The following is a 25,361-nucleotide window of genomic DNA, read 5'->3' as shown; positions in this document are numbered from 1 at the left end:
GGCGAGTGGCTCCAGCCTTATTGAGTTTGCTGAATATACTGAATCAGTTTTTTGGCAATTGCTGTATTATCCATAAAGCCGGTGAACTCGCCCGCCTGTTTGCCGTAGGCCATTACCGGCACATCGGCGGCAGTATGGCCGCTGCTGGTCCATCCTGTTAATGACGCATCGCTAATAAACTGTAAAATCTGGCTGCGGGCCACTTTTTCATCATCGTCTTTAAGTGCTTGCAGCAACAAATTTAACTGCGCTTTGTCTAAGGTAAGCCCGGTTAGCTCAGTAAAGCGTTTACTGATTTGCTGCTGGTTTTCCAGTTGTTGCAACTGCTTCGCTATGGCCCGGCCTGTTGCTTTCACTTTTTGAATAACCTCCGTTCTCCATTGGTAAATGCCGTTAGCGCCCATGGATAATCCGCCGGTTTCATGGTCAGCAGTAATAATAAGTAAGGTATCGGGATGGGTATCGACATAGGCCCTGGCAACTTCAATCGCTTTTGCAAAATCGTGCATTTCAGCCATGGCACAGGCAATATCATTATCGTGGCCGCACCAGTCAATCTGACTGCCTTCCACCATTAATACGAAACCGTTGTCCGCACCAGATAATAATTGCAGCGCTTTGCCGGTCAGGGTCGCTAGTATGTTATCAACATCAGAATTCAATGCTGCTGGCAGGGCGTCTTCAGATAGTAAAGCGAGCGCGGGTAACCGGGTTATCTGGTCAAGCTGGGCATAATCGTCAGTATACTGGTAACCCAAGGCGCTAAAGCCTGCAATTAAGTTTCTATCTTCCCGCGCAAAATATTTACTGCCACCGCCAATAATTAAATCAGCAACGGGCATGCCGTCAATGCGGTAATCCAGATACATATCGGCAATATCATTCATATTACGCCGACTTTTACTGTGCGCCAGGAATGATGCAGGGGTGGCATGATTCACTTGCGAGCTGGCGACTATGCCATTGGTCTTACCCAGCCGTTTTGCTAATTGCATCATGGTACCAATGGGAATGTGTTGCCGGTTAACCGAGATAGCGCCGTTATAGCTTTTCACTCCTGTAGCCAGGGCCGTTGCGCCTGCGGCCGAATCGGTTACCAAAGTATCGTCATCTGGATAAGTACTGGCCATGCCAGTTAATAACGCATCAAATACCGTTGGGACCACATCTGCCTTTGCCGGATCATGCTGATAATAACGGTACGCTGCTACATAGGACGGCCCCATACCATCGCCAATCATATAAATGATGTTTTTGGGCGCGGCAATGGCATTTAATGGCAGTAGGCTCGCTAAGGCAACAAATAAAAAGGCTGAACGCATGGTATAAACCTTGATGGTGTTCGGTATGAAACACAGTGTACGTCAACCGTGCAGAGCGACCAAGTATCTTGCGACGGGCAAACATCATTTTACTTTAAGTTTATCAAATAGGTGTTTTGCTGGACAATTTTTGCCAGGGCAGGCTATCTTAGAACGAATGCGTTGAATTGTGGTCCTACGTATATGATGTATAGCAAGCTGAATAGTGGTAAAAGGAAGCTATGAAAAAAATAATAATAAACATAGTACTGACAGTAGTACTGATAGTGGCAGTTAGTCTGGCATGGCAAACACACGCATCTGAGGCTGATCCACGGCAAAAATTAAGCGAGCTGGCGCTGCATAGTGAGCGCAGCGCAGAGCATATCGCCCGCAACCAATACCGGCACCCCGCAGATACCCTGCATTTTTTTGGGATAAAGCCGCAGATGTCGGTGCTGGAAGTGTGGCCCGGTCGTGGCTGGTATACCGAAATTCTGGCGCCCTATTTAAAAGATCAGGGCCAGTTGACGATAGCGCAGTTCAGTGGTGATGACGGTACGCTAAAAGACGAGAGAGCAAAGTTCTGGGCACGCTTAAGCGCTGAACTTTCTGAGCGTATTGCTGCGCAGCAGCAGTATTTTGGAACGGTGCATCAGGTTGAGTTCGAACCTCCTTATTTTGAACCTGCTTTAGCGGCGGATCAGTTTGATATGGTGCTGTCATTTCGAAATGCCCATATCTGGGATGAAAGAGGGCACTTATCTGCAACCTTGCAAGCCTTGTATGATCTGATTGCACCCGGTGGCGTACTGGGGTTAGTTGAGCATCGTGCAGCCACCTTATCTGACACCACCAGTGTAGCTGTTGAGGGGTATCTGGACGAAGCTTATGTGATTGCAGCAGCTGAGCAAGTTGGCTTTGAGCTGGTTGAGCGCAGCGAAATTAACGCGAATTTGCGGGACACAAAGGACCACCCGAAAGGCGTGTATACCTTGCCACCCACTCTGGCGCTGGGCAATTATAATCGGGAGCTGTATCAGGCAATTGGTGAAAGTGATCGGATGACCTTAAAGTTTATAAAACCAGCAAATGGAAGTTGATTAGCGCCAACGGTAGCAAGCTAATTGTGCAACACGGGCAATTGTGGGATGATTAGCGCTAGAGTAAATACTCAATATCAGGCTTATTAACCGGCAATAAAGCATCAGACGCTATTGCGGGCAGCCATTTTTATAACTATAAAATAATAACTTTAAAAGAAAGGAGTGGACGGTGGATAAAGTTTGGTTAAAGCGTTACCCGTCAGGTGTGCCCGCAGAAATTGATGCTGATCATTACCCTTCCCTGCTCGATATCTTCACTCAGAGCATTAGTCAGTTTGCCGATAAGACCGCCTTTATTAATATGGGTAAAAGCATCAGCTATCGTGAACTGGACAAGTTAAGCAAAGCCTTCGCGGCTTATTTACAAAAAGACCTTGGCCTGAAAAAAGGTGATGCGGTTGCCATTATGATGCCCAACTTATTGCAGTATCCGGTGGTATTAATGGGGGTGCTGCGCTCTGGTTGTACTGTGGTCAATGTTAACCCGCTTTATACGCCGCGTGAATTACAGCATCAGCTAACCGATTCAAAAGCAAAAGCGATTGTTATTGTTGAAAACTTTGCGCACACGTTGGCGGCAGTTGAAAAACAGGTTGGGCTCGACCACATTATTCTTACCAAAATGGGTGACATGCTGGGGTTGGTAAAAGGCAGTATCGTTAATCTGGTGGTAAAACATGTCAAAAAGCTGGTTCCGGCTTATTCATTAAGTAAAACCATTACTTTTAATGCGGTATTGGAAAAAGGCCAGCATCTGAAATATCAGAAACCGGAAATAACCGGCCAGGATATCGCTTTCCTGCAATACACCGGAGGTACCACCGGCGTATCAAAAGGTGCAATGTTATCGCATCGTAATATGGTGGCAAACCTGGAGCAATGTAGCGGCTTTCTCGACAGCTTTCTGGATAAGGGTAAAGAGCACGTGGTGACGGCATTGCCGCTTTATCATATTTTTGCCTTAACGGCGAATTTCTTCACCTTTTTCAAGTATGGCGGCACCAATTTACTTATCACCAACCCGCGTGACATGCCGGCGTTTGTTAAAGAGCTGTCTAAATTCCCGTTTACCGCTATTACCGGGGTTAACACCCTGTTTAACGGTTTGCTTAACACACCGGGGTTTGCCGACTTAGATTTTAGTGGTTTAAGGCTGGTGCTTGGCGGTGGTATGGCGGTGCAGCGCCCTGTCGCTGAACGTTGGAAAAAAGTGACGAAGACCCGTTTGCTGGAAGGTTACGGCCTAACCGAGTGCTGTCCGCTGGTAACGCTGAGCCCGTTCGATTTAGATGATTTTAATGGCAGTATTGGTTTGCCAGCGCCCTCAACCTTGATCCGGATTGTGGACGAAGAAGGCAACGATGTCGCTATGGGGGAACCGGGTGAAATGCTGGTGCAGGGCCCGCAAGTGATGGTTGGCTACTTAAACCGGCCGGAAGAAACCGCTAAAACCATTAAAAACGGCTGGTTGTACACTGGTGATATCGCCACCATGGATGATGAAGGCTTCTTCTATATCGTTGATCGCAAAAAAGACATGATTATTGTCTCTGGCTTCAACGTATTTCCGAATGAGATTGAGGAAGTTGTTGCCATGGACGAAAAAGTATTGGAAGTGGCCGCTGTTGGTGTAGCGAACGAAGCGTCTGGTGAAATTGTAAAGGTTGTTATCGTCAAGAAAGATCAATCGCTGACGGAGCAGGAAGTGATTGCTCACTGCAAACAACATTTAACGGGCTACAAAGTGCCAAAACTGGTAGAATTCCGGGACGAATTACCGAAAACCAATGTTGGTAAGATCCTGCGGCGTGAGCTGCGTGATTAATCCAAAACCGGCTGTTGCCGGTTTTGTTTTTTATGAGAAGTATTAATGAGTTACTTGATAACTGATAACCACACTCTGGCACAGTATTGTCAGAATGCTGCTGGCCAGAGTGCGCTGGCCGTTGATTCTGAGTTTATTCGACAGAGTACGTTGTATCCGAAACTGGGTTTAATTCAGCTATTTGACGGCAAGCAGCTGGCGCTGGTTGATCCGCTGACCATTACTGATTGGCAGCCTTTGGCCCAGCTGTTTGCAGATGAAACCATTGTTAAAACACTTCACTCATGTAATGAAGATCTGGAAGCGCTTGCAACCATTGGCATTACTCATATTCAGCCGCTCTTTGATACCCAACTGGCAGCAGAATTGCTGGGCCTTGGTAGTAGTATTGGCTATGCCAGGCTGGTTGAGCAGGCCACCGGTGAGTTACTGGACAAAAGTGAATCACGCACCGATTGGCTGGCCCGGCCTTTAGCCGAAAAGCAGTTGGAGTATGCAGCAAACGACGTGACCTATCTGCTGCCACTTTACCAGCATCTGCTGACCCAGTTTACGGATCCGGCATTGTTACCTTTATTATTGGCAGAAGGGCAGCAATTGCAACAGCGGCGGGCGAACCCGTTACCACCACGGCTAAAATATCTGGAAATTAAAAATGGCACCTTACTGCGCAGCCGCGACTTAGCTGTGCTGCGAGAGCTGGTAGCGTGGCGGCTGGAGTACGCTGCCAGTCGTGATCTGGCGCTGGGTCTGGTAATTAAAGACTTTCAAATGCTGGAGCTGGCGAAACGTAAACCAGGCTCGGTGGAGAGTTTATTAAATATTCCGGGAATGACAGGGCGAGACTTACGCCGTCATGCTAAAACCATAATCGAGTTAATAGAGCAAGCTAAACAGCTGCCACAGGAAGCATGTCCGCAACCGTTCTATCACGTCGAACATTTTCCGGGTGAGAAAGCGGTATTGGCTGAGCTTGGCAGCGCCATTAAAGAGCTTTCGGCTAACACCGGTATACCCGCCGCTTTTATATCGGTGCGCCGGCAATTGCATGAATACTTTAACTGGTGCTGGCGGGTAACCGCGCAGGAAAGAGCACTGTTGCCCGTGCCGGAATATTTGACCGGCTGGCGTCAGCAACTGTTGTTACCGCATTTGGCTGTACCTGCGCAAGTACAAAATTTAGTCAAAAATCTGGAATAAACGTTACCAGGATTAATTTAGATCATTAGAAAAATTAGATAAATTTATGTGATTTTCTGCAGTTAAAATATCTGATCCCGGTTAAATAGTTGTGTCGTAAATAAAACGCAATTAATAACTGAAGGGTAAGGATCATGAAAGGAATACTAAAATTTGCCGTCCCTGCTGTATTAACAGTGTCTCTCGCAGGCTGTTTTTTGGACAATGACTCAGATTTACCAACCCCTGTGCCACCACCACCGCCACCACCGGTAGTTGATGCAACATTGCAAGTTGTTCATGCGTCGGTAGATGCGCCAGATGTTAATGTACTTGCTGATGGCTCTGCTGTGATTGAAGGATTAAAGTTTGGTCAGGCATCTGACGTGCTTGCGTTGCCACCAGCTACTTACAGCGCGCAGGTTCAGGCTATTTTGCCTGGTGATATGACAGCAACTGTTATTGGCCCACTAGATCTAGCGCTTGAAGAAGCTGTTCGCTACACAGTTTTTGCTGTGGGCAAGGTCGCTGAAGAAACACTGGAGCCACTGGTCGTTACCGGCACAGTTGATGATGTTGCTGCAGGTAAAATCCGGCTGCAGGTGGTGCATGCCGCTTCTACTGCACCTGAAGTGGATATTCACGTTACGGCTCCCGATGCCGAGCTTGGCTCGCCATTAGCCACCTTAATGTATAAAGATTTCACCGATTTTGTCGAAGTAGATCCGGGCGAGTATCAGGTGCGTGTCGCGCTGCCTGGCACCGACACCGTGGTGTTTGACAGCGGTACTCTGGATTTATCTGCCGCAGGCACGGATTTGATTGTTGCCGCGGTAGATACCCGCTTCTCAGGCGAATCACCCATTTCTTTACTGGCAGTAGGTCAGGATGGCAGCGAGCTTGATATTCTTGATGTTGGCGCAACATCTTCGGTTCGTGTAGTGCACAACGTATCCGATGCACCAGCAGTAGATGTTATTGTTAACGATGCGATAACACTGGTTGATGCGTTATCTTTCCCTGATTTTACTGATTACGCTACCGTCGCACCCGACACCTACAATGTAAAAGTTGCTGCTGATGCCGATAACAGCGTGGTAGTTATAGATGCAGATTTAACGCTTGAAGCTGGTGCTTTTTACAGTGTGCTTGCAGTAGGTTCACTTGGTGAAGATAGCATTGAGCCACTGGTATTACCGGATATGCCGCGTCGCATTGCCACCGAAGCACAGGTTCGCATTGTGCATGGTTCAACGTTAGCCGGTAATGTCGATATTTATGTTACCGCTACGGAAGATATTTCTGCTACAGACCCTGCGTTTGCTGATGTACCTTTTAAATCAGAGACAGGTTATGTATCTCTTGCTGCCGGTGATTATGTGGTAACGGTAACACCTGCTGGTAGCAAAATGGCAGCAATTGGTCCGGTGGTGTTAACGCTTGAAGCAAACAGTATTTATACTGCTATTGCCCGTGATGGTGCAGGCTTAACGGCCGATGTCGGGTTAATACTAATGGATGACTTTGTAGTAGAGTAAGCGACATAAAACGTTGCCAGTTTACTGGTTCTGAATAGTTACTTGAAACGCCCGCCATTGCGGGCGTTTTTTTATCATCGCATAACCGGTTTTTAGGTTAATAGCGGTTAAATATTTTGCCAGAACGCAAACGATTTGCTACTTTGCTGCAGTAAAAATAACGATAACAGGAACGTTTGGGATGAAAGCTTTATTTGGCTGGCTGCTGCTGGCTGCATTTTTGGGTGCGATGCTGTGTGGTCAGGTTATTGCTAAAGAGTTACCAGTGGCCGCTTTTGCCAGTGCGCCGAGTGTTGATAAACTTCGGCTGTCACCCGATGGTACCAAGTTATCGATGATTCAAACCGTGGATACGGACGAGCAAGAACTGGTGTTAGTAAAACTGTATGATTTAGAAACCGGTGAACAACGATTTCTGGTAAAAGCAGACAGTAAAGATCTGACTATTTTCTCGGTCATCTGGGCCAACAACACGCAATTGCTGATGCGTGCAGCGTATGCGACTCATCGTTATGGTACGCCAGTCTCAGAGACCCGCTTGATGGTGATAGATATTGAAAGCGGCAGGAATAAAAGTATTGTCAGCGGCCAGTTACAGCGAAGGCTGGTGCGAACGCCACAGTTTCAATCCAATATCGTGGATTTAATGCCTGCCGATGAACATAAATTTTTGCTGGCATTAGATGGTTTTAATAATGAGTCAGGTGTCAGCGTTGTTAAGGTTAATTTAAATGGTGAACGTTACAGTATTATCGAACATGGTAGAAAAGGTATTTATGACTGGGTGGCAGATCGTCAGTACCGTCCGCGTATTGCCTTGTTCAGAGACGATACCCGCTATGAAATAAAAGAAAAACTGGCCGACAGTAATGATTTTCGCACGTTATGGCAATTTGAAATATTTTCTGGCGACGAAGTTTGGCCAATTGGCTTTGATAGCGAGCCGAATATTTTATATGTGTCGGCATATCACGATGGCCGGCTGGCCATTTTTCGCACAGATTTAGCTGAAGCGACACCAACGCTGCAGCTGGTTAAGTCCGATGCAAACTATGATGTGCCTGCCGATATTGATTATTCGTGGCAACAACAGAAAATTATTGCCATAGGCGGCGATTATGTCGATCCGGCCCATGAGTTATTTCAAAAATCATTAGATGCCGCGATACCCGATGCTGACAACCACATCGTTAGTACCAGCCATGATCAGAATCGTTATATTGTAGAATCCAGCAGCGCGACGATGGCGGGTAGCTATCTGCTTGGCGATCGTAAAGGTAAATCGCTGAATTTTTTAATTGATAAGTTTGCCAGCCTGAAGCCGGAATTAATGGTAGCCAAACAAAAAATAAGCTATCAGGCGCGGGATAATCTGACGATTGAGGGCTTTTTAACAACCCCACTGGGGTACGAGCAGGCCACTTCGGAAACTACCTTACCCACCATAATCTTTCCCCACGGCGGGCCTATTTCTTTTGATGATGAAGACTTTGATTACTGGACTCAGTTTTTTGCCAACCGGGGTTTTGCAGTATTGCAGATGAACTTTCGTGGCTCACACGGCTACGGCTTCGATTTTATGCAAATGGGCTTGCAGGGATGGGGCTTACAAATGCAAGATGATGTCGAGGACGGCACCCGTTGGCTAATTAAGCAGGGCATTGCAGACCCTAAGCGGATTTGTATCGTCGGCGCTAGTTATGGTGGCTATGCAGCGCTGATGGGGGCAGTAAAAACGCCAGAGCTGTACCAGTGTGTGGTGAGTTTTGCTGGGGTTACCGATGTCGAAGACCTGGTAAAATCTTATCGTAATTTTACAAATTATGAAGTTGTCAAAAAGCAGCTGGGTGACAATTTTGATTTGCTTGAAGAGCGCTCGCCGCTAACCCATGCTGAAAAAATTCAGGTGCCGGTATTACTGGTGCATGGTACTAAAGATCGCAGTGTGCCGGTAAAGCAAAGTAGTGCCATGTATCGCGCCCTGAAAAAACATGATAAAGACGTGCAGTATATCGAGCTGGAAGATGGCGATCATTATCTGAGCACCAACAGCCACCGGCTGCAAACGTTCCAGGCCATGGACATCTTTTTAAAGCAGCATTTAAAGGTAGCGGCGCCAACTCAGCTAACGACAGTAGTAGCCGAGTAATGGAACCATGCTAATAATCATTAATTTAGCAGTAAAACGCCCGCAGTAAGCGGGCGTTTTACTATGCCATTTTTACGATAACCCGGCCCTGTACCTTGCCCGCTAACAATGCTGTAGCAGATTCTATAACCTGATCTAATGAAATAACGTGGCTGATCGTGTCAAAGTCTTCCGGACTGAGTATGTCACTTAACTGCTGCCACGCTTGCACGCGATCCGCTAAGGGTCGCATCACACTATCAATACCATACAGGGTTACCCCGCGCAGAATAAAGGGGGCAACGGATGAAGGAAAATCCATGCCCTGCGCTAAACCACATGCCGCAACGGCACCGCCATAGCGGGTACTGGCGCAGGCATTAGCCAGGGTATGGCTACCGACACAATCAACAACAGCTGCCCAGCGCTCTTTTTGTAACGGTTTTCCCGGCTCACTGAACTGGGAGCGGGGTAAAATATCTACCGCGCCTAATTTTTTAAGGTAGGCGCTTTCATCTGGCCGCCCTGTAGCAGCAACGACCTGATAACCCATTTTGCTTAATAGTCGCACGGCATAACTGCCGACACCGCCATTAGCGCCGGTGACTAATACTTCGCCTTGCTCAGGTGTAATACCATGTTTTTGCAGCGCTAAGACACACAGCATAGCGGTGTATCCTGCCGTACCGACCGCCATGGCGTGTTCCGCAGTTATCGCTGACGGCAGGGGGATCAGCCAGTCGCTTTTCAGGCGGGCTTTTTCTGCCAGGCCGCCCCAGTGTCCTTCGCCAACGCCAAAGCCATTGAGCAGTACCTTATCGCCAACGCTGAAGCGCTTGGAGTCGGATTGCAGCACTTCACCCACAAGATCAATGCCCGGCACCATTGGGAAGCTACGCACCACCGGGGCCTTACCCGTTATCGCCAGGGCATCTTTATAATTGATGGTACTGGCAACGACCTTAACGGTAACATCGCCTGCAGGAAGTTGTTGCTCGTCCACGTCGCTTAATACTGAGTGATACCCTTGATCGTCTTTATTAATCAGAATAGCTTTGAACATATATTACTCCTTTGAACTGAGTTGCTTAGCTGTTTTGCTAAAACTAACGTTGCAGCTGCTGCAGAAAAAACTGGCCAAACTGGCGAAGTGGAGTATCAGAGCTCAGTAAGCGGGCACGTGATACCGCACCTTCCCAGCCTATCCAGAATACTTCGGCTAAATATTGACACTCGCTATCAGGACTCATTTCTCCCCGTGCTTGTGCCAAACGTAAACATGCGGCAACCTTGTTTTGCCAGCTAGCGTAAGTATTCATAATGGCCTGGCGAAAAGCCGTAGGTAACTTTGTTACCTCACCTTCTAAATTGCCAATAAGACAACCACGGTGGTAGTCGTATCTGGCCATACTTGTGCTGGCATCTGCCATAAAATTATTCAATCGTCGCAGCGGCGCGACGCTGTCATCCTGAAGACTTCGGTCTAACTTATTTTCAAAATACTGCCGATATTTCTTAAGCACCTGCAAACCAAAGTCTTCCTTGTTATCAAAGTGATGATAGAAAGAGCCTTTAGGGACCTGGACTGAGCGCAAAATGCTATCAAGACTGCTTTGATTAAAACCCGAGGTTGTTAACCACGTTAAACCTGCCCGAAGCAACACAGCTTTAGTGTCAGTGGGCGCGTCTGCGCATGTTTTTGGCCTGCCGCGGCTACGTTTTAGATTGTCCATTGATAGCCAATTACTCGTTTTATTTAAATTAGACTGCATGGTCTAAAATAGGCTATGTTGTATCGGTTTGCAAGTGGGATAACTAAATGACTGGGCGGTAAAACTAAAGGCTTATAACTAAAAGTGTATGCCAAAGCATGCAGACTAATTGAGCGAATAAATAAAAAAACCCGCGTTAAGCGGGCTTTTATCATTTTAAATCAATTTTTTAGCGTTTGTCATCCGGGAAGGTGACGTTGAGCTCGAGCACTGAGATCTGGTCGCCACGCTGTTCCAGCGAGACGGCAATCTGATCGGCCGGAATATCCACATACTTGCGGATAACTTCCAGAATATCGCGCTCTAATTGTGGTAGATAATCGGGGCCGTTTCGGCGCTTGCGCTCGTGGGCGACAATAATTTGCAACCGCTCTTTGGCGGTGCTGGCGGTGTTTTTCTTAGTTGAGCGAAAATAATCCAGTAATGACATCGGTTAACCTCCAAAAATCCTTTTCATAAAGCCTTTTTTCTCCACGTTCAGAAAACGGAACGGTACTTGTTCGCCCAATAAGCGCTTTATGGTATCCAGATAAGCCTGGCCGGCGTCGCTTTCTTTATCCAGAATTACCGGCTGGCCCGAGTTAGACGCATTAAGCACTGCTTGCGACTCAGGAATTACGCCAACCAGTTCAATCGCCAGAATTTCTTTAACATCTTCCACGCTGAGCATTTCGCCTTTTTCTACCCGCTCCGGGTTATAGCGGGTCAGCAGCAAATGCTCTTTAATGCCTTCCAGGCCTTGTTCAGCGCGCCGTGATTTGCTCGATAACATACCCAGAATGCGGTCTGAATCACGTACTGAAGACACTTCCGGGTTGGTAACCACTACCGCTTCGTCAGCGAAATACAACGCCATCATGGCGCCTGATTCAATACCCGCAGGCGAGTCACAGATAATAAAGTCGAAGTCTTTCGCCAGCTCGTTAAGGACTTTTTCGACACCGTCGCGGGTTAGCGCATCTTTATCACGGGTTTGCGAGGCCGGTAAAATAAACAGGTTATCGGTACGTTTATCTTTAATCAGGGTTTGTTTTAAGTTGGCTTCGCCGTTAATCACATTAACAAAGTCGTACACAACCCGGCGCTCGCAACCCATAATTAAATCCAGGTTTCTAAGGCCGATATCAAAATCGACAATAACCGTTTTATGACCGGCAAGTGCCAGGCCGGTACCAATTGCGGCGCTGGATGTGGTTTTGCCAACACCGCCTTTACCCGATGTAACCACAATAATTTTTGCCATAGTGACGATCCTTACACTAATTCAGAGATGACTAAGCTATCGTCCTGCATCTTAATGCAGGCTGATTTGCCCCAAAATTTTCCCTGCAAACTGTCGCTAAGCCAGTAGTTACCGGCGATAGAAACCAGTTCTGCCTGCAGGTTATAACAATAAATACGCTTGCTGGTGTCGCCGTTGGCGCCGGCAATTGCCTTGCCCCTGAGCGAGCCATAAATATGAATGTTGCCATCAGCAATGACTTCTGCCCCGGCACCAACCGCACCTTTAACAATTAAGTCGGTGCCTTTGGCATAAATTTGCTGGCCAGATCGTACGGTTTGCTCAACCACTTTGCTGTCCATAGTCGCTGCTACTGCAGCAACGCCTGCGCTGCTGGTTGCTGCACTGGTCGCGGGTGGCATGGCAGGAGCAGGCTCTCTGGCTTTTACGTTCGCCTTGGGCGCCTGTAACACAGCCAGACCAGCAGCATGCGCTGCGGCTTTCTGCTCAGGATTAGCGGCGGTAACACCAACCAGTACCAGTTTCAGCTCTGTAAACAGACTTTTTAATGAGACAAAATCAGGTATCTGGTTAATATCATTAAGGTTTAAGACGATAGGAGCCTGCAGAAAAAATGCAGGCGCTTGCGCCAGTTTGGCGCTTAATAAGGTTTGCAGCGTTGCTACGCTTAAATCAGCACAATGCAACACTGACATGGGAAATAAACTCCCTTTCAGCTCTAACGAATTATCAGACATAAAACTATCGGCGCACGCGTTATTTTTATCACTGCGATAAGCAGTATTATTTATGCACCTGACCTTAGAGCCAGTGCGCATTACCTGTGCTTCATGTTATAGTTTCGCCCTCTGTTAGGCAAGGTAGCGAAGACCTTTTATTGATGTTATGTGTTGTTTATAAAAGCCCACGTAAAGAGGGCACTTACCTGTATGTTGAACGTCGTGACGATTTTGGCCCGGTACCGGCTGCGCTAATGACCACCTTTGGCAAACCGCAGCTGGTGACGGTACTTAATTTGGCGAAGCGGGAACATTTAGCTCAGGTTGATATTCATAAGTTACGTTCCGCATTACATTCACAGGGGTTTTATCTGCAATTACCGCCCCCTCCCGAAAACCTGCTGGCACAACATAAAGCCAGTATCCAGACAGATAAAGGTTAATATGAAACTAAAATTAGCGCTAAAACACCTTGGCTTGCCTGCTCTTTTGGCAACGGGTTTGTTTACATCATATAGCAGCGTCGCTGCAGTTAGCCAAGCGGTTCAAGACACAAACGCAGCCGCTGCTGAGCAGGTGACTAAACCCAGCTTCGAAGATTACACCGCCGCTTTACGCCAGGAAGCAGAGCAGAAAGGCTACGATAACGCCTTGCTGAATCAAGTGTTCAGCTCGTTAACGTTTCACGAGCGGGTGGTAAAAGCCGATCAGAGCCAGCCGGAATCAGTGGAAACGCTCAGCACCTATTTACCCAAACGGGTAAGTACTATCCGCATCACCATGGCACGGGGTTTTTACCAGCAATACTTGCCAGAGCTGGAAAAAATTGGTGAGAAATATGGTGTGCAACCTCGCTTTATTATTGCTCTGTGGGGTTTGGAGAGCAGCTTCGGGCGTTTTATGGGCACTTATTCTATTCCTTCAGCGTTAGCAACCCTGGCTTACGATGGCCGGCGCGAAACGTTTTTCCGGCAGGAGTTTTTTAACGCGCTGGACATTCTGGCAGAGGGCCATATCAGTTTTGCCGATATGAAAGGCTCTTGGGCCGGTGCGATGGGGCAGAGTCAGTTTATGCCAAGCTCGTTTTTAGCCTATGCTCAGGATGGTGATGGTGACGGCAAAAAAGACATCTGGACCAATCAGCTTGATGTGTTTGCCTCCATTGCTAATTATTTAAAACAGCAGAACTGGGATAACAGTATTACCTGGGGCCGGGAAGTGGTTTTGCCTGAAGGTTTTGACACCGCTATGGCCATTCAGCCTGGTAGTCTGGCCCGTGCGGCCTGGTTAGGGCGCTGGAACGATTCGGCCCGCAGCCTGACCAAGTGGAACGAACTTGGGGTGCGTCGGCTAAATGGCACGGCGTTGCCCGCGCGCGACTTACAAGCGGCGTTAATTTTGCCAGACGGCAAAGATGGCCGGGCGTTTTTAGGTTACGACAACTACAAAAGCCTGATGCATTGGAACCGCTCTTATTATTTTGTTACCAGCGTCGGCTACCTGGCCGATCTGATTATTGCCGAGTAAGTCATGGCCTATTCTCATCAGCGCGTTGACGGCAGCAGCATCGCCTTGCCAGTAGGGAAGGTAGTATGCATTGGTCAGAATTATCAGGACCACATTGCTGAAATGCAAAGCAAAACCGCCAGCGAGGCGTTGTTTTTTATCAAGCCTAATACGGCATTGTGTCAGCTGGCGCCAGCTTTCGCGATACCGGTTGGCCGCGGTGCAGTGCACAATGAGCTGGAAATTGCCGTACTGATAAGCCAGCCGTTAACCCAGGCCTCGTCCGAGCACGTAGCGGCAGCGATCTGGGGTTACAGTCTGGCACTGGATTTAACCCTGCGTGAGGTGCAAGCCGGTCTGAAACAGCTGGGCCGGCCATGGGAATTAGCTAAAGGTTTTGATGGCGCCTGTCCGGTGGCTGGTTTTGTACCGGCCGCCGATGTTGCGCATCCACAACAACTGGATTTCAGTCTGACGGTAAACGGGGTAGAGCGGCAGCATGGCAACAGTGCCAATATGATACGAGGCATCAGCCAGCTTATCAGTGAAATGTCACAACATTTTACCCTGCTACCCGGCGATATGGTGCTTACCGGTACGCCCGCAGGTGTGGGGCCGCTGCAATCTGGCGATCAGCTGCAGTTGCAACTGGCCGACTTTTTTAACGTTAATACAAAGGTAAGTTAACGATGGCTTTAGCAGAGCGTTACTGGGAAACAAAAACCCTCGATGAAATGAGTAACGAGGAGTGGGAAGGGCTGTGCGATGGTTGTGCCAAATGCTGCCTGAATAAATTTATTGATGATGACGAAGAACAGGGCCCGACCAGTGTTATTAAGGCTGATGAGCAGGTGCACTATACCAACATTGCCTGCCGTTATCTGAACAGTCATAAATGCGAATGTACCGAGTATAGCCAGCGAACCGTGCTGGTGCCCGATTGTATTCAGTTAACTAAAGCCAATCTGAAAGACATTTTCTTTATGCCCACCAGTTGTGCTTATAGGCGCTTGCATGAAGGACGAGGCTTACCCAGCTGGCATCCGCTGCTTAATAACGGCAAAAAGAGCCTGATGCACAAAAAACAAATGTCGGTGCGCAACAAAGCCATTTGTGAAACCCATGTCGATCTGGATAATTTTGAAGACTATATCGTGCGCTGGCCACTAAACGATTTAGATTAAGCCGCAGGAAATTAACGATGTCTTTTTCTGAATTTAGCCAACAACTGCTGCGCCATTTTAATCCGGTTACGGTGCAACTGTTTATTACGGCTCTGGTACTGATTTTGTACTTTATTATCAGCTATCGGGTGATGCCGTTACTATCTCAGGTTATCGCCAACAGCCGGTTAAAGGCTGAGATGAATAAGCGCGCTGCGGTGGTATTTCACATTTTGCTGGTGCTGCTGCTGATCGTGGTGCTCAGCGTGATATGGGGTGTGGATATTCGTGGTTTGCTGGTGCTGGCGTCATCGATGATTGCCGTGATCGGGGTGGCATTATTTGCTGCCTGGAGTTTACTCAGTAATATCACTGCTTTTTTCATTTTGCTGGGCCAAAAAGCGTTCGCCAAAGGCATGGAAGTGCGGGTAATTGATGGCGGTAATCATCTTGAAGGCCGCATTATCGAAATTAATTTGTTTAGCACTGTGCTGCAAACCAAAGACAATGAACAGGTTATTTACCCCAATAACCTGCTGGTTTCAAGGCCGGTGGTGGTGTTTGCCAGAAAAAGCCGCGCTACAGTTAAAATTACGGTCGCAGAGAAAGCGCAGCGCTGGCGGCGCAAAACCTTCAGCACGCCAAAGTCAGACTGATTTTTCCGTGACAGCCGTTTTTGCTGCTGTTACATTTTGCTAAAACGGATACTAACAACAATAACACCGGGCACAGATGCGCTTAAAACATATTAAACTGGCGGGCTTCAAATCTTTTGTCGACCCAACCCAGGTGCCATTTCCAGAACAAATGACCGCAGTAGTTGGCCCTAACGGCTGTGGCAAATCCAATGTCATAGACGCAGTGCGCTGGGTGCTGGGCGAAAGCTCGGCTAAAAATTTGCGCGGCGATGCCATGACCGACGTTATCTTTAATGGCTCGGGCCAGCGCAAGCCGGTATCGCAGGCGTCGGTGGAATTAGTCTTTGAGAATACCCAGGGCCGGCTTAGTGGCAATATGGCCGATCGCAGCGAAATTTCAATTAAACGACTGGTCACCCGCGAAGCACAATCGACGTATTTCTTAAATGGTAGCAAGTGCCGCCGGCGCGATATTACCGATATTTTTCTGGGTACTGGTCTGGGGCCTCGCAGCTATGCCATTATTGAGCAGGGTATGATCTCGCGGCTTATCGAATCGAAACCGCAGGAGTTACGGGTTTTTATCGAAGAAGCCGCTGGCATTTCCAAATACAAAGAACGGCGGCGTGAAACCGAGAACCGGATTAAGCACACGCGTGAAAACCTCGACCGTCTGGCCGATGTGCGCGAAGAGCTGGCGAAAAATATTGATAAATTAAAACGACAGGCCAGCACCGCTCAGCGTTACAAAGAATTAAAGACGCAAGAGCGAAAACTGAAAGCAGAGCTGACGACCTTAAAATGGCTGCGCTTTAATAACCAGTTAGTGGCGTTAGAGCAGCAGTTAGCCAGCGAGGAAACTGAGCTGGAAAAATATCAGGCCGGTATGCAGGGCGAGCAGCGCATTCTGGTTGAGTTAAAAGAGCAAACCACTGATGCCCGGACAGACGTGGAGCAGCAACAAAGTCGCTTTTACCAGCTGGGCAACGCCATTAGCCGGCTGGAGCAGCAAATATTGCATCAGCGTCAGCAGCAGCAGATCCTTAGTAATCAGTTACAGCAAAAGCAGCAGGCGCTGGACGATAGCGAGCAGTTTATCGCCGGTGAGCAAGCGCAGTTAAACGAGCTAACCGAGCAACAGCAGCAATACGGCCCTGAACTGGCGCTTGGCGAAGCACAACTGGCCGAACTGGAGCTGCAGTTACAACTATCGCAAGCAACCCTGGCAGAGCATCAACAGCAATGGCAGCAGTGGCAGCAGCAATATTTTACGCTGCGTCAGCAACAGCAGCAGGCGCAGTTAGCCTGGCAGAGCGCCAGCACTCAGGCACAGCAGTATCAAAGCCAACTGACATTACGCCAGCAACAATTAGCCGAAGTGCAGCAACAACCACAAGCAAATGTTGAAGAGATTAGATCCCGGGTAAAGCAGTTGGCCGCACAGCGTGACGCGGCGCGCCGACAGGTTGAACAGGCATTGTTGAGCGCAGAGGAAACGGCAGCACAGACAACGGCAATTCAGCAGCAACTGGCTGCGCTGACTACCCGGCAGCAAATTTTAAGCCAGGAGCAGCAACGGTTAACCGCGCTTGAGCAGCGTCAGCAGCAAAGCCCGCAGGCGCTGCTTTCACAGTTAAAAGTTGCGCCAGGTTGGGCCGCAGCGGTTGCTGCTGCGCTGGGGGTGTTGCAACATGCCAGTGTTGGCACGGCAGAGGCGATATCGACAGATTTTAACTATGTCAGCCCGCTTAAGGTGCAAGCTGCACCAAATACCCTGGCCAGTGTGATCCATGCCGGCCATTATCCGGATTATTTTCAGAACATTATGCTGGCAGACAGTGTGGCAGCAGCCCAACAGCAACTTGCAGCGCTAGCCCCTGGACAGTCGGTTATTACTGCCGGGGGCCAGTGGCTGGGGCAGAACTGGGGCCATAGCTGCAGTAACGACAGTACCGACTCTGGTTTAATACGGCGTGAGCGATTGGCCGCAATTCATACCGAAATATTGGAACTGACCGCCGGTCAGGATCGGTCAGAGCAACAGTTAACCCTGTCACAGAGCGCTCAACGTGATGCCCGCAAGGTACTAACGGAGCAACAACAGCAATTAGCCGATATTGAAAGGCAGATGCAGCGCGCAGATACCGAGCACCAGCTGCAGGTTCAGGCCCGGCAACTGGCAGAGAAGCAGCAAGGACAGCTTGAAGCTGAATGTCAGCAGCTTAGGGCGAAACATCAGGCGTTAATGGCCGACCTGGCATTACTGGATGAACGCCAGCAACAGGCGCAGTTTATTCTGGATGAGCACGGCGAAGCAGAGCAGATCCTGCAACAGCAACAGCAACAGGCACAGCAGGCGTTGCAGCAAAGCCGCGAGCGTTATGAGCAGCAAAAAGAGCAATGTCGACAGTTACAAACGCAGCTGACCGTGGCCGAGCGACAACAGCAGGGCTTAGCACAGAATCTGCAGCGGGCCCAACTGCAACTGGCGCAGCTGCGTGAGCAAATTTATGGCCTGGAGCAACAGTTGAATGAAAACGACGAGCCGGAAATTTTGCTGCAGGAGCAATTGCAGGAGGCACTGTTAAACCGGCAGGACGCCGAGCAGGCGATGGTAGCAGCTACTGACCGACTGGCTGGCTTAGAGCAGCAAATGCGTGAGCTGGAGCAGGGGCAGCAAGGCATTATGCAACAGCTGAACCAGAAACGGCAGCATATTGAATCCTTACGCCTGGACGCTGAAGGATGTCGGATCCGCGCGAATAACATGTTGGAACTGCTGCGCGAACAACAGGTCAGTATTAAAGATGTGATGCCACAATTAGCCGCAGATGCCGAAGAAACGCTGTGGCAGCAACAACTGGATAAAACTGCAGAGGCAGTTAGCCGGTTGGGAGCAATTAATCTGGCGGCTATTGATGAATACGAGCAACAGAGTGAACGTAAGCGCTATCTCGACAGCCAGCATGACGACTTAACCGGTGCGCTGGATACGCTGGAAACGGCCATGCGTAAAATTGATAAAGAGACCCGGCAGAAGTTTAAAGACACCTTTGAGCAGGTAAACGAAGGCTTAAAAGGACTGTTTCCGAAAGTATTTGGCGGGGGCAGTGCCTATCTGGATCTTACCGAGGATGACTTACTGGAAACGGGTGTTACTATTATGGCCAGACCGCCTGGCAAAAAAAACAGTACAATTCATTTATTATCGGGTGGTGAAAAAGCGCTAACGGCCTTATCATTGGTGTTTTCTATATTCAGACTGAATCCAGCACCTTTTTGTATGCTGGATGAAGTAGATGCGCCGTTAGACGATGCGAACGTTGGCCGGTTTTGTAATCTGGTTCGTGAGATGTCGGAAACCGTGCAGTTTATTTATATTAGCCACAATAAAATTGCCATGGAAATGGCAGCACAGCTAATGGGCGTCACGATGCAAGAACCTGGGGTATCGCGGGTGGTGGCTGTGGATGTGGATGATGCTGTCAAGCTGGCAGTAGCCTGAGAACATAAAAAGGTACAACTATGGCTGATGAGTTGAGATTAGTATTAATTATTATCGGGGCGCTGGTACTGGGCGGCCTGTTTATTCATGGACTGTGGACGGTAAGAAAAAATAACCGTCAGACAAATCATCGTTATCATCCTGACGACGCGACGCCACCGGCTGCAGCAGAACAAAGTGAAGGCTTTGATGATTTAGGTGTAGGTCCGGTGCGGGTAATAAAATCGCGCAGCGGCGCGCCGACGGCTGCCGAAACGGCACGCACAGAGCCAAAAATTAACCCGGTGCCCACAAAGCCGGCTGCTCAGGACAAGCATAATAGTGATAGCCAGGGGGGTTCCCGGCAGCAGCCTGAGTTTGATTTTGACGGCGCAGGCGAGAAAACCGAGCCGGCGATTACTTTCAGCGCACTGGCTGACGATGAAAAACCACGCCGTTCGGTGCCTGATAATACGACCCGTCAGGTTGATGACCGCGTGGATACGGAGACCGCGTCTGAGCAAAAATCAGCCCATCAGCCTTCTGAAGTATTAATTTTGTATGTGTTACTGCCTGAAGGGCGTGACATTAAAGGCCCTGATTTACTGTCGGCGTTGTTACCTCTTGGCTTTAAATATGGCGACATGGATATTTTTCATCGTCATCTGGACAGTGCCGGTGGCGGTGATGTGTTATTCAGCCTGGCCAATATGTTTAACCCGGGCACCTTTGATTTAGAGCAAATAGATAAAATCAGCACCCGGGGCCTGAGCTTATTTATGACCCTGCCTGGACCCGGCGAGCCGCTGCAGAATTTTAATTTAATGCACAATGCAGCAAAAAAACTAGCCGAAGAGTTCGGTGGTCAGGTGCTGGATGGTCAGCGCAGTGTGTTAACGGTGCAGACGGTTCGTCATTATGTTGATAAAATACGTGAATTCCAGCGCCAGCAGCTTATTCATGGCTAACGCCAGAGATTAAATTAATACGGCAGGGCTTTCCCTGCCGTTTTTCATTCGGTAGTGAAAGAAAATGAGTGATTCCAAAAAAGCCAGAATGCGTGAACTGACTGACCAGTTACAGCAATACTCTCATGCGTATTACAACTTAAACCAGACCATTGTTCCTGATGCGGTATTTGACGAGTTGTTCGATGAGCTGGTTGCACTGGAAACGGCATTTCCTGACTTTGTTCAGCCGCATTCGCCGACCCAGCGGGTGGGCGCTACACCACTGGATAAATTCAGCCAGTATGAGCATGCTTTACCGATGTTGTCGCTTGAAAAAGCCAAGACGGACGACGAACTTGTTCAGTTTAACAAGCGTATATCGGATAGCCTGGACGTTGAAAATGACATTGTATTTTGTTGTGAGCCAAAGCTGGATGGCGTGGCACTGAGTTTACATTATCAGCATGGCGTTTTAGCAAGAGCGGTAACCAGAGGTGATGGTTTTACCGGTGAAGATGTGACCCATAATGCCCGGACGATTAAATCTATCCCATTAAAACTTTTGGGATCTGACCAGCCAGCCATGCTCGAGGTTCGGGGCGAAGCGTACATTCCCCTTAGCCAGTTTGCGCAAATGAACGATCGCTCAGGCAGCAGTGGTGAGAAGTTATTTGCTAATCCGCGCAACGCCGCTTCGGGCAGCTTAAGGCAGCTTGACGCTAAAGTTGCATCCTCCAGACCGCTCTCTTTTAGTGCCTATTCTGTTGGTGATGTCGATGACGAGCACGCAAAGCTTGATCAGCAAAGTCACTACGCCAGACTGTTACAACTGCAAGGTATGGGGTTGGCAGTCAGTCCGCTGCTGAAAAAGGTTACCGGCATAAATGCCGTTATTGACTATTGCCAGGATATTCTGCAGCAACGGGATACGCTTGGTTTTGAAATTGATGGTGTTGTTATCAAGGTGGATAGTTTGGCTCAGCAACAGGCACTGGGCTTTGTCGCCCGGGCGCCGCGCTGGGCTATTGCTTTTAAATTTCCGGCACAGGAGCAACTGACTACCTTGCTCGATGTTGAGTTTCAGGTGGGCCGCACCGGCGCCATTACCCCGGTAGCGCGCTTAGCCCCGGTGGTGGTAGGCGGGGTGACGGTCAGTAATGCTACTTTGCACAATCAGGACGAAATTAACCGGCTGGGGATTAAAATAGGTGACACGGTGACGGTGCGCCGGGCGGGTGATGTTATTCCACAGATTGTCGCGGTAATACTGGACCGCCGGCCAGCGCAGGCGCGCGATATTATTTTTCCGACCCGTTGCCCGGTGTGTCATTCCGCAGCAGAGCGGGTAAGTGGCGAGGCGGTAGTGCGCTGCAGTGGCGGCTTGTTTTGTCCGGCCCAGTTAAAAGAGTCAATTAAACATTTTGTCAGCCGTAAAGCCATGGATATTGATGGTCTGGGCGATAAGCTGGTCGAGCAACTGGTAGACCAGCAGCTGGTGAAAACCCCGGCTGATATCTACACCCTGGATATGCCTGCGCTGATTGGTCTGGAGCGGATGGCAGAGAAGTCGGCGTTAAAGCTGCTTAATGCGATTAAAGCGTCTGGAGAAACCAGTTTGCCTCGTTTTATTTATGCGCTGGGTATTCGTGAGGTGGGGGAAGCTACTGCGCTGAATCTGGCTCAACATTTTGGTAGTCTGCAAGCTATTATGGATGCCACAGCAGAGCAGCTGCTGGCGGTCAGTGATGTCGGTACTGTGGTCGCAGAGCACCTGCAAAGTTTTTTTGCTGAGCCGCATAACCAGCAGGTTATCGCCGACCTGCAGCGAGTCGGGATAACCTGGCCGGACATTAGTGTACAGCAGGCGTCAGCGCAACCGCTGGCCGGTTGCACCATTGTGCTAACCGGCACACTCAGTGCAATGGGACGGGATGATGCCAAAGCCCGCTTGCAGCAATTGGGTGCTAAGGTGTCAGGCTCCGTGTCAGCAAAAACCTATGCGGTGATTGCCGGTGACAATGCCGGGTCTAAATTGGTAAAGGCAAACGATCTGAATGTGCCGGTATGGACTGAGCAGCAGATGTTAGAACTTTTTAGCAGTAATGGAGTGGCCTAGGCATGGCGTTGTTGTATCAGTTGCTGACAGACTGGGGCTTATTTTTCCGACCTTATATACGTGATATTGCACTGGCGATGGTAGCCACCTGTCTGGTGGTATTTGGCGATGATATCAATCGTTTTATTCGCCGCCAGATCAGCAATTTGCACTTTATCTGGCGCACCAGTATTTTTATTCTGGTGTGCGCCTTTGGTTACGGTGCTATTACTATCTGGTTAACCCCGGTAGTTGCAGGCTGGCTGGTACGCCTAACCAACATAGAGTTGCCCTGGGTTTGCCTGGCAATTTTTATTGCTCTTGGCGTGTTCGCCCAGCGCAAGCGCCAGGTGTAACATGGCTGCGATAGCAATTATATGAGCGCTCAGCACTACTGGCCATTGCTGGACAATAACGGTTTACTGCAAATTCCCATGCGCTTTTATGGCCTGCTGCTACTGTTGCTGCGACCTTATATCAGCTGGGTGGCAGAGCTTAGCATGATGCGCTCTGAGCATAGTTTGCTGGGCCAATTTTACCCGCGCCAACATGACTTTTTAGTGGCCTGTCTTATCGCGCTGCCCTTATTGCTGTTGGTCGCGGCACTTAGTCAGCGTCGAGTGAAAGGTCACCGCTTCTGGTATTATTTATGGCGCCCGGGGCTGTGGTTTTTATGGCTGGTAACGCTGGCTGATTTTGCCCACAGTATCAGCGCGCTGGATGCCAACGTTATTCTTGATGCGCCCTGGCGATTAATTGCACCCTGCCTGTTGCTGGTGGCGATGCTATGGTTAGCATGCAGTAAAACCCTGCCGATGATTTTCAAAGAATGGCCTGAGCAGGTAAAGCCGGATAACGATACGACGGCGAGTAGCCGTTAATAAGCATGGTGCGTGACATGTTTTAGTTTTAGTTGCTGATACCGCTGTTGCTGTTCAGGTTTTAGGGTACTGTTTTCGATTAATAACTGGCATTGATCCAGCAAGCGTTGTTTAAGTGAGGGCGCGCACAATGAACGCGGGCTGGTTAACAGGGTTTGCCATAAATTCAGCGCGATACCGGCATTTTTTGGCATCACTTTGAACGCCAGGGTAAAGGCGTCGAAGGCCTCCTGCCAGTTGCCCTGTTTGTAAAGGGTGACCGCATTATTATTCAGCTCACGCGGGCCAAGGCGCATGGCCTGCCGTTCTTGCTGCTCCTGTTGTAAATAGCTGTTAAAAAGCGGGTCGGCCAGTTGCCGCTGGCAATGGTTGCTAATTTGGCGAAATAACTCAGCCGATGCCTGACTCAGTCCTACTTCGTGCAACGCTTTAGCCCGATCTAACGCGCCCTCCACTGAGGATATTTCTTGCAGCGGTTCCAGTGCGCTGAGCATGGCCTGAGCTTTGTCTTTGTGATCCTGTAAATACAATAATCTGGCTTGTAACACCTGTTGCTGGCTTTCCAGCGCAGCATGGCTGCCATTGGCATACTGACGCTGCACTGTGCTGAGCGACACGGCGGCCTGGCGGTTTAGCCGACTGCTGTGCTCTTCATCGTCCACACTCAGGGCGTAATCAATACTGGCGCGGGCCAGGGTTAAGTATAAATCGGGTTGCTCATACATGGAGTAGCGGGCATATTTCACCATATCGCGGGCAGCCCGGTACTGGTTTTCATAGTCGTGGTTGATGCGCGATAACTGCAATAATTTCTGTTGGCGAAACATATTACGCGGTGCCAGTTCTGCCGCTTCCAGCACGTGTTGTTGTGCTTGCTGATAATGCTGCTGTTTAAACTCCAGTTCAGCTAATAAATCCAGCGCAAATAACCGGCTTTCTGAACGCTCCAGCAAGGTCTCCAGTTCAGTAAATGCTTGTTGCTCCTTGCCCTGGGCTAAATGACAACGCACTAACCCCATCCGGGCCCAGCTAAAGGGCTGAATATTGAGCATGGCACTGAAAAATTTCTCTGTTACTCTGTAATCGCCCTGGCGTAATAAGACATCGCCTTTTAAGCGTAACAATAGCGGGAATAACTTATGTTGGCGGGCGTCGGCCAGCTGTGCATCAATGGCTGCCAGTGCCCTCGGATCGTCTTTAGCATCGAGTGCCTGATAGACGTCACGCAACAGCTGTTTACGCCGCAATACCCGTTCAACTCGCAGCTGCAAATCTTTAATTACAAAAGGTTTAGCCATAAATTCATCAGGTTGCAGTTCAATAACGCTGTGTACCAGCGACGGATCGGTTTCAGCACTGATAAAAATTACCGCACAACTTAGATTTTGCAGGCCTTTAGCTTTAATTTCCTCATACAGCTGGAAACCATCTTTACCCTGTTGCTGATTGTGGGCACAAATAATTAAATCGAACTGATTGTCGCGGCACAGGTTTAATGCGACGTTGGCCCGTTCGGCCAGAAAAATATTCTGATAACCCAGTTGCTCTAACGCAAAGCGGAAAAAGCCCTGAGCTAAACTTTGGTCATCTATCACCAGAATACGTTCATCACGACGCGGCGCAGTGTTCATACAGTTAAGGGTTCCAGCCGGCAGTAAACCTGTTGGCTTACTATAGCAAGTTTTGGCTACGGCAACAGCAGATCAATGAAAGTGCACAAAAGCATTGGTATTTATGACTACCCTTGAACTTACAGCTCAGTGGTCCAATGTTAACTTACAGGGTTATAACTAAGCCTTAATAGAAACCCGGGCCCCATATAAGCTGCTAATG

General features: G+C 49.0%; 22 protein-coding genes. 15 read left to right on the top strand and 7 right to left on the bottom strand.

Translation table 11 applies throughout. From position 1 onward, the window contains the following. Nucleotides 1-17: 17 nt before the first annotated feature. Nucleotides 18-1,322: an alkaline phosphatase gene (locus tag B2X65_RS10205; protein ID WP_290612418.1), complete on the bottom strand. Its 1,305-nt coding sequence runs from the start codon at nt 1,320-1,322 to the stop codon at nt 18-20. Nucleotides 1,323-1,543: 221 nt separating this feature from the next. On the opposite strand from B2X65_RS10205, the gene B2X65_RS10200 reads away from it, so the two are divergent. The 5 genes from B2X65_RS10200 to B2X65_RS10180 all read left to right on the top strand — a co-directional run bounded on the left by B2X65_RS10200 (nt 1,544) and on the right by B2X65_RS10180 (nt 9,098). After that, nucleotides 1,544-2,404: a class I SAM-dependent methyltransferase gene (locus tag B2X65_RS10200; RefSeq protein WP_290612417.1), complete on the top strand. Its 861-nt coding sequence runs from the start codon at nt 1,544-1,546 to the stop codon at nt 2,402-2,404. Nucleotides 2,405-2,576: 172 nt separating this feature from the next. Beyond that, the gene (gene fadD / locus B2X65_RS10195) at nt 2,577-4,232 is read left to right on the top strand and encodes a long-chain-fatty-acid--CoA ligase FadD (protein ID WP_290612416.1); all 1,656 of its coding nucleotides are present in this window, start codon (nt 2,577-2,579) and stop codon (nt 4,230-4,232) included. A gap of 45 nt (nt 4,233-4,277) precedes the next feature. Then, nucleotides 4,278-5,432 carry a ribonuclease D gene (gene rnd, locus B2X65_RS10190; RefSeq protein ID WP_290612415.1) on the top strand — a complete coding sequence of 385 codons (1,155 nt, stop codon included), beginning with the start codon at nt 4,278-4,280 and terminating at the stop codon, nt 5,430-5,432. Nucleotides 5,433-5,629: 197 nt separating this feature from the next. Continuing rightward, on the top strand, nt 5,630-6,949 hold the full coding sequence (locus B2X65_RS10185; RefSeq protein WP_290612414.1) for a DUF4397 domain-containing protein: 1,320 nt from the start codon (nt 5,630-5,632) through the stop codon (nt 6,947-6,949). A gap of 181 nt (nt 6,950-7,130) precedes the next feature. Continuing rightward, nucleotides 7,131-9,098: an alpha/beta hydrolase family protein gene (locus tag B2X65_RS10180; RefSeq protein WP_290612413.1), complete on the top strand. Its 1,968-nt coding sequence runs from the start codon at nt 7,131-7,133 to the stop codon at nt 9,096-9,098. A gap of 61 nt (nt 9,099-9,159) precedes the next feature. Here B2X65_RS10180 and B2X65_RS10175 read toward each other — a convergent pair whose 3' ends face one another. The 5 genes from B2X65_RS10175 to minC all read right to left on the bottom strand — a co-directional run bounded on the left by B2X65_RS10175 (nt 9,160) and on the right by minC (nt 12,829). Continuing rightward, the gene (locus tag B2X65_RS10175) at nt 9,160-10,140 is read right to left on the bottom strand and encodes an MDR family oxidoreductase (protein ID WP_290612412.1); all 981 of its coding nucleotides are present in this window, start codon (nt 10,138-10,140) and stop codon (nt 9,160-9,162) included. A gap of 43 nt (nt 10,141-10,183) precedes the next feature. After that, nucleotides 10,184-10,810, bottom strand: a complete 627-nt coding sequence (locus B2X65_RS10170; RefSeq protein WP_290612411.1) for a TetR/AcrR family transcriptional regulator — start codon at nt 10,808-10,810, stop codon at nt 10,184-10,186. A gap of 208 nt (nt 10,811-11,018) precedes the next feature. After that, a complete protein-coding gene (gene minE, locus B2X65_RS10165) occupies nt 11,019-11,279 on the bottom strand; it encodes a cell division topological specificity factor MinE (protein ID WP_019675453.1) in 261 nt (86 codons plus the stop codon). A gap of 3 nt (nt 11,280-11,282) precedes the next feature. Further along, nucleotides 11,283-12,092 (bottom strand): septum site-determining protein MinD, encoded by an 810-nt coding sequence (minD, locus tag B2X65_RS10160; RefSeq protein ID WP_290612410.1) that lies wholly within the window; start codon nt 12,090-12,092, stop codon nt 11,283-11,285. Nucleotides 12,093-12,103: 11 nt separating this feature from the next. Next, a complete protein-coding gene (gene minC / locus B2X65_RS10155) occupies nt 12,104-12,829 on the bottom strand; it encodes a septum site-determining protein MinC (protein ID WP_290612409.1) in 726 nt (241 codons plus the stop codon). 143 nt (nt 12,830-12,972) lie between these two features. Here minC and B2X65_RS10150 point away from each other — a divergent pair, with 143 nt between their 5' ends. The 10 genes from B2X65_RS10150 (at nt 12,973) to B2X65_RS10105 (ending at nt 23,528) form a co-directional block, all read left to right on the top strand. Continuing rightward, complete coding sequence (locus B2X65_RS10150) at nt 12,973-13,254, top strand: YcgL domain-containing protein (RefSeq protein ID WP_290612495.1); 282 nt, start codon at nt 12,973-12,975, stop codon at nt 13,252-13,254. Between the two features lie 133 nt (nt 13,255-13,387). Further along, the gene (locus B2X65_RS10145) at nt 13,388-14,338 is read left to right on the top strand and encodes a lytic murein transglycosylase (RefSeq protein WP_290612408.1); all 951 of its coding nucleotides are present in this window, start codon (nt 13,388-13,390) and stop codon (nt 14,336-14,338) included. A gap of 3 nt (nt 14,339-14,341) precedes the next feature. Further along, a complete protein-coding gene (locus B2X65_RS10140) occupies nt 14,342-15,004 on the top strand; it encodes a fumarylacetoacetate hydrolase family protein (protein WP_290612407.1) in 663 nt (220 codons plus the stop codon). A gap of 2 nt (nt 15,005-15,006) precedes the next feature. Further along, on the top strand, nt 15,007-15,501 hold the full coding sequence (locus B2X65_RS10135; protein ID WP_290612406.1) for a YcgN family cysteine cluster protein: 495 nt from the start codon (nt 15,007-15,009) through the stop codon (nt 15,499-15,501). A 17-nt stretch (nt 15,502-15,518) separates the two neighbouring features. Then, a complete protein-coding gene (locus tag B2X65_RS10130; protein WP_290612405.1) occupies nt 15,519-16,136 on the top strand; it encodes a mechanosensitive ion channel domain-containing protein in 618 nt (205 codons plus the stop codon). Nucleotides 16,137-16,212: 76 nt separating this feature from the next. Next, entirely contained in the window at nt 16,213-19,623 is a 3,411-nt protein-coding gene (gene smc, locus B2X65_RS10125) for a chromosome segregation protein SMC (RefSeq protein WP_290612404.1), read from the top strand. Nucleotides 19,624-19,643: 20 nt separating this feature from the next. Next, entirely contained in the window at nt 19,644-20,570 is a 927-nt protein-coding gene (gene zipA, locus B2X65_RS10120; protein ID WP_290612403.1) for a cell division protein ZipA, read from the top strand. A gap of 64 nt (nt 20,571-20,634) precedes the next feature. Beyond that, nucleotides 20,635-22,668 (top strand): NAD-dependent DNA ligase LigA, encoded by a 2,034-nt coding sequence (gene ligA, locus B2X65_RS10115; protein ID WP_290612402.1) that lies wholly within the window; start codon nt 20,635-20,637, stop codon nt 22,666-22,668. Between the two features lie 2 nt (nt 22,669-22,670). Further along, nucleotides 22,671-23,003, top strand: a complete 333-nt coding sequence (locus B2X65_RS10110) for a DUF3392 domain-containing protein (protein WP_290612401.1) — start codon at nt 22,671-22,673, stop codon at nt 23,001-23,003. Nucleotides 23,004-23,024: 21 nt separating this feature from the next. Beyond that, nucleotides 23,025-23,528, top strand: coding sequence for a DUF2919 family protein (locus tag B2X65_RS10105; protein ID WP_290612400.1), 504 nt, complete (start codon nt 23,025-23,027; stop codon nt 23,526-23,528). Here the strand turns inward: B2X65_RS10105 and B2X65_RS10100 are convergent. Beyond that, nucleotides 23,525-25,159, bottom strand: coding sequence for a response regulator (locus B2X65_RS10100; protein WP_290612399.1), 1,635 nt, complete (start codon nt 25,157-25,159; stop codon nt 23,525-23,527). The genes B2X65_RS10105 and B2X65_RS10100 overlap by 4 nt on opposite strands. Nucleotides 25,160-25,361: the final 202 nt, after the last annotated feature.

It is taken from the genome of Arsukibacterium sp. UBA3155, assembly GCA_002364615.1.
In the GTDB taxonomy this organism is placed as follows: Bacteria; Pseudomonadota; Gammaproteobacteria; order Enterobacterales; family Alteromonadaceae; genus Alishewanella.
This window is presented reverse-complemented; position numbering and strand designations above follow the sequence as displayed.

Bases quoted from the DNA above. Each gene is read 5' to 3' on its own strand.
- B2X65_RS10175 (WP_290612412.1), bottom strand. From the start codon at position 10,140: ATGTTCAAAGCTATTCTGATTAATAAAGACGATCAAGGGTATCACTCA.
- B2X65_RS10170 (WP_290612411.1), bottom strand. From the start codon at position 10,810: ATGGACAATCTAAAACGTAGCCGCGGCAGGCCAAAAACATGCGCAGAC.
- B2X65_RS10110 (WP_290612401.1), top strand. From the start codon at position 22,671: ATGGCGTTGTTGTATCAGTTGCTGACAGACTGGGGCTTATTTTTCCGA.
- B2X65_RS10135 (WP_290612406.1), top strand. From the start codon at position 15,007: ATGGCTTTAGCAGAGCGTTACTGGGAAACAAAAACCCTCGATGAAATG.
- B2X65_RS10130 (WP_290612405.1), top strand. From the start codon at position 15,519: ATGTCTTTTTCTGAATTTAGCCAACAACTGCTGCGCCATTTTAATCCG.
- zipA (WP_290612403.1), top strand. From the start codon at position 19,644: ATGGCTGATGAGTTGAGATTAGTATTAATTATTATCGGGGCGCTGGTA.
- minC (WP_290612409.1), bottom strand. From the start codon at position 12,829: ATGTCTGATAATTCGTTAGAGCTGAAAGGGAGTTTATTTCCCATGTCA.
- B2X65_RS10150 (WP_290612495.1), top strand. From the start codon at position 12,973: ATGTTATGTGTTGTTTATAAAAGCCCACGTAAAGAGGGCACTTACCTG.
- smc (WP_290612404.1), top strand. From the start codon at position 16,213: ATGCGCTTAAAACATATTAAACTGGCGGGCTTCAAATCTTTTGTCGAC.
- B2X65_RS10205 (WP_290612418.1), bottom strand. From the start codon at position 1,322: ATGCGTTCAGCCTTTTTATTTGTTGCCTTAGCGAGCCTACTGCCATTA.
- minD (WP_290612410.1), bottom strand. From the start codon at position 12,092: ATGGCAAAAATTATTGTGGTTACATCGGGTAAAGGCGGTGTTGGCAAA.
- ligA (WP_290612402.1), top strand. From the start codon at position 20,635: ATGAGTGATTCCAAAAAAGCCAGAATGCGTGAACTGACTGACCAGTTA.
- minE (WP_019675453.1), bottom strand. From the start codon at position 11,279: ATGTCATTACTGGATTATTTTCGCTCAACTAAGAAAAACACCGCCAGC.
- B2X65_RS10200 (WP_290612417.1), top strand. From the start codon at position 1,544: ATGAAAAAAATAATAATAAACATAGTACTGACAGTAGTACTGATAGTG.
- rnd (WP_290612415.1), top strand. From the start codon at position 4,278: ATGAGTTACTTGATAACTGATAACCACACTCTGGCACAGTATTGTCAG.
- B2X65_RS10140 (WP_290612407.1), top strand. From the start codon at position 14,342: ATGGCCTATTCTCATCAGCGCGTTGACGGCAGCAGCATCGCCTTGCCA.
- B2X65_RS10105 (WP_290612400.1), top strand. From the start codon at position 23,025: ATGAGCGCTCAGCACTACTGGCCATTGCTGGACAATAACGGTTTACTG.
- B2X65_RS10100 (WP_290612399.1), bottom strand. From the start codon at position 25,159: ATGAACACTGCGCCGCGTCGTGATGAACGTATTCTGGTGATAGATGAC.
- B2X65_RS10180 (WP_290612413.1), top strand. From the start codon at position 7,131: ATGAAAGCTTTATTTGGCTGGCTGCTGCTGGCTGCATTTTTGGGTGCG.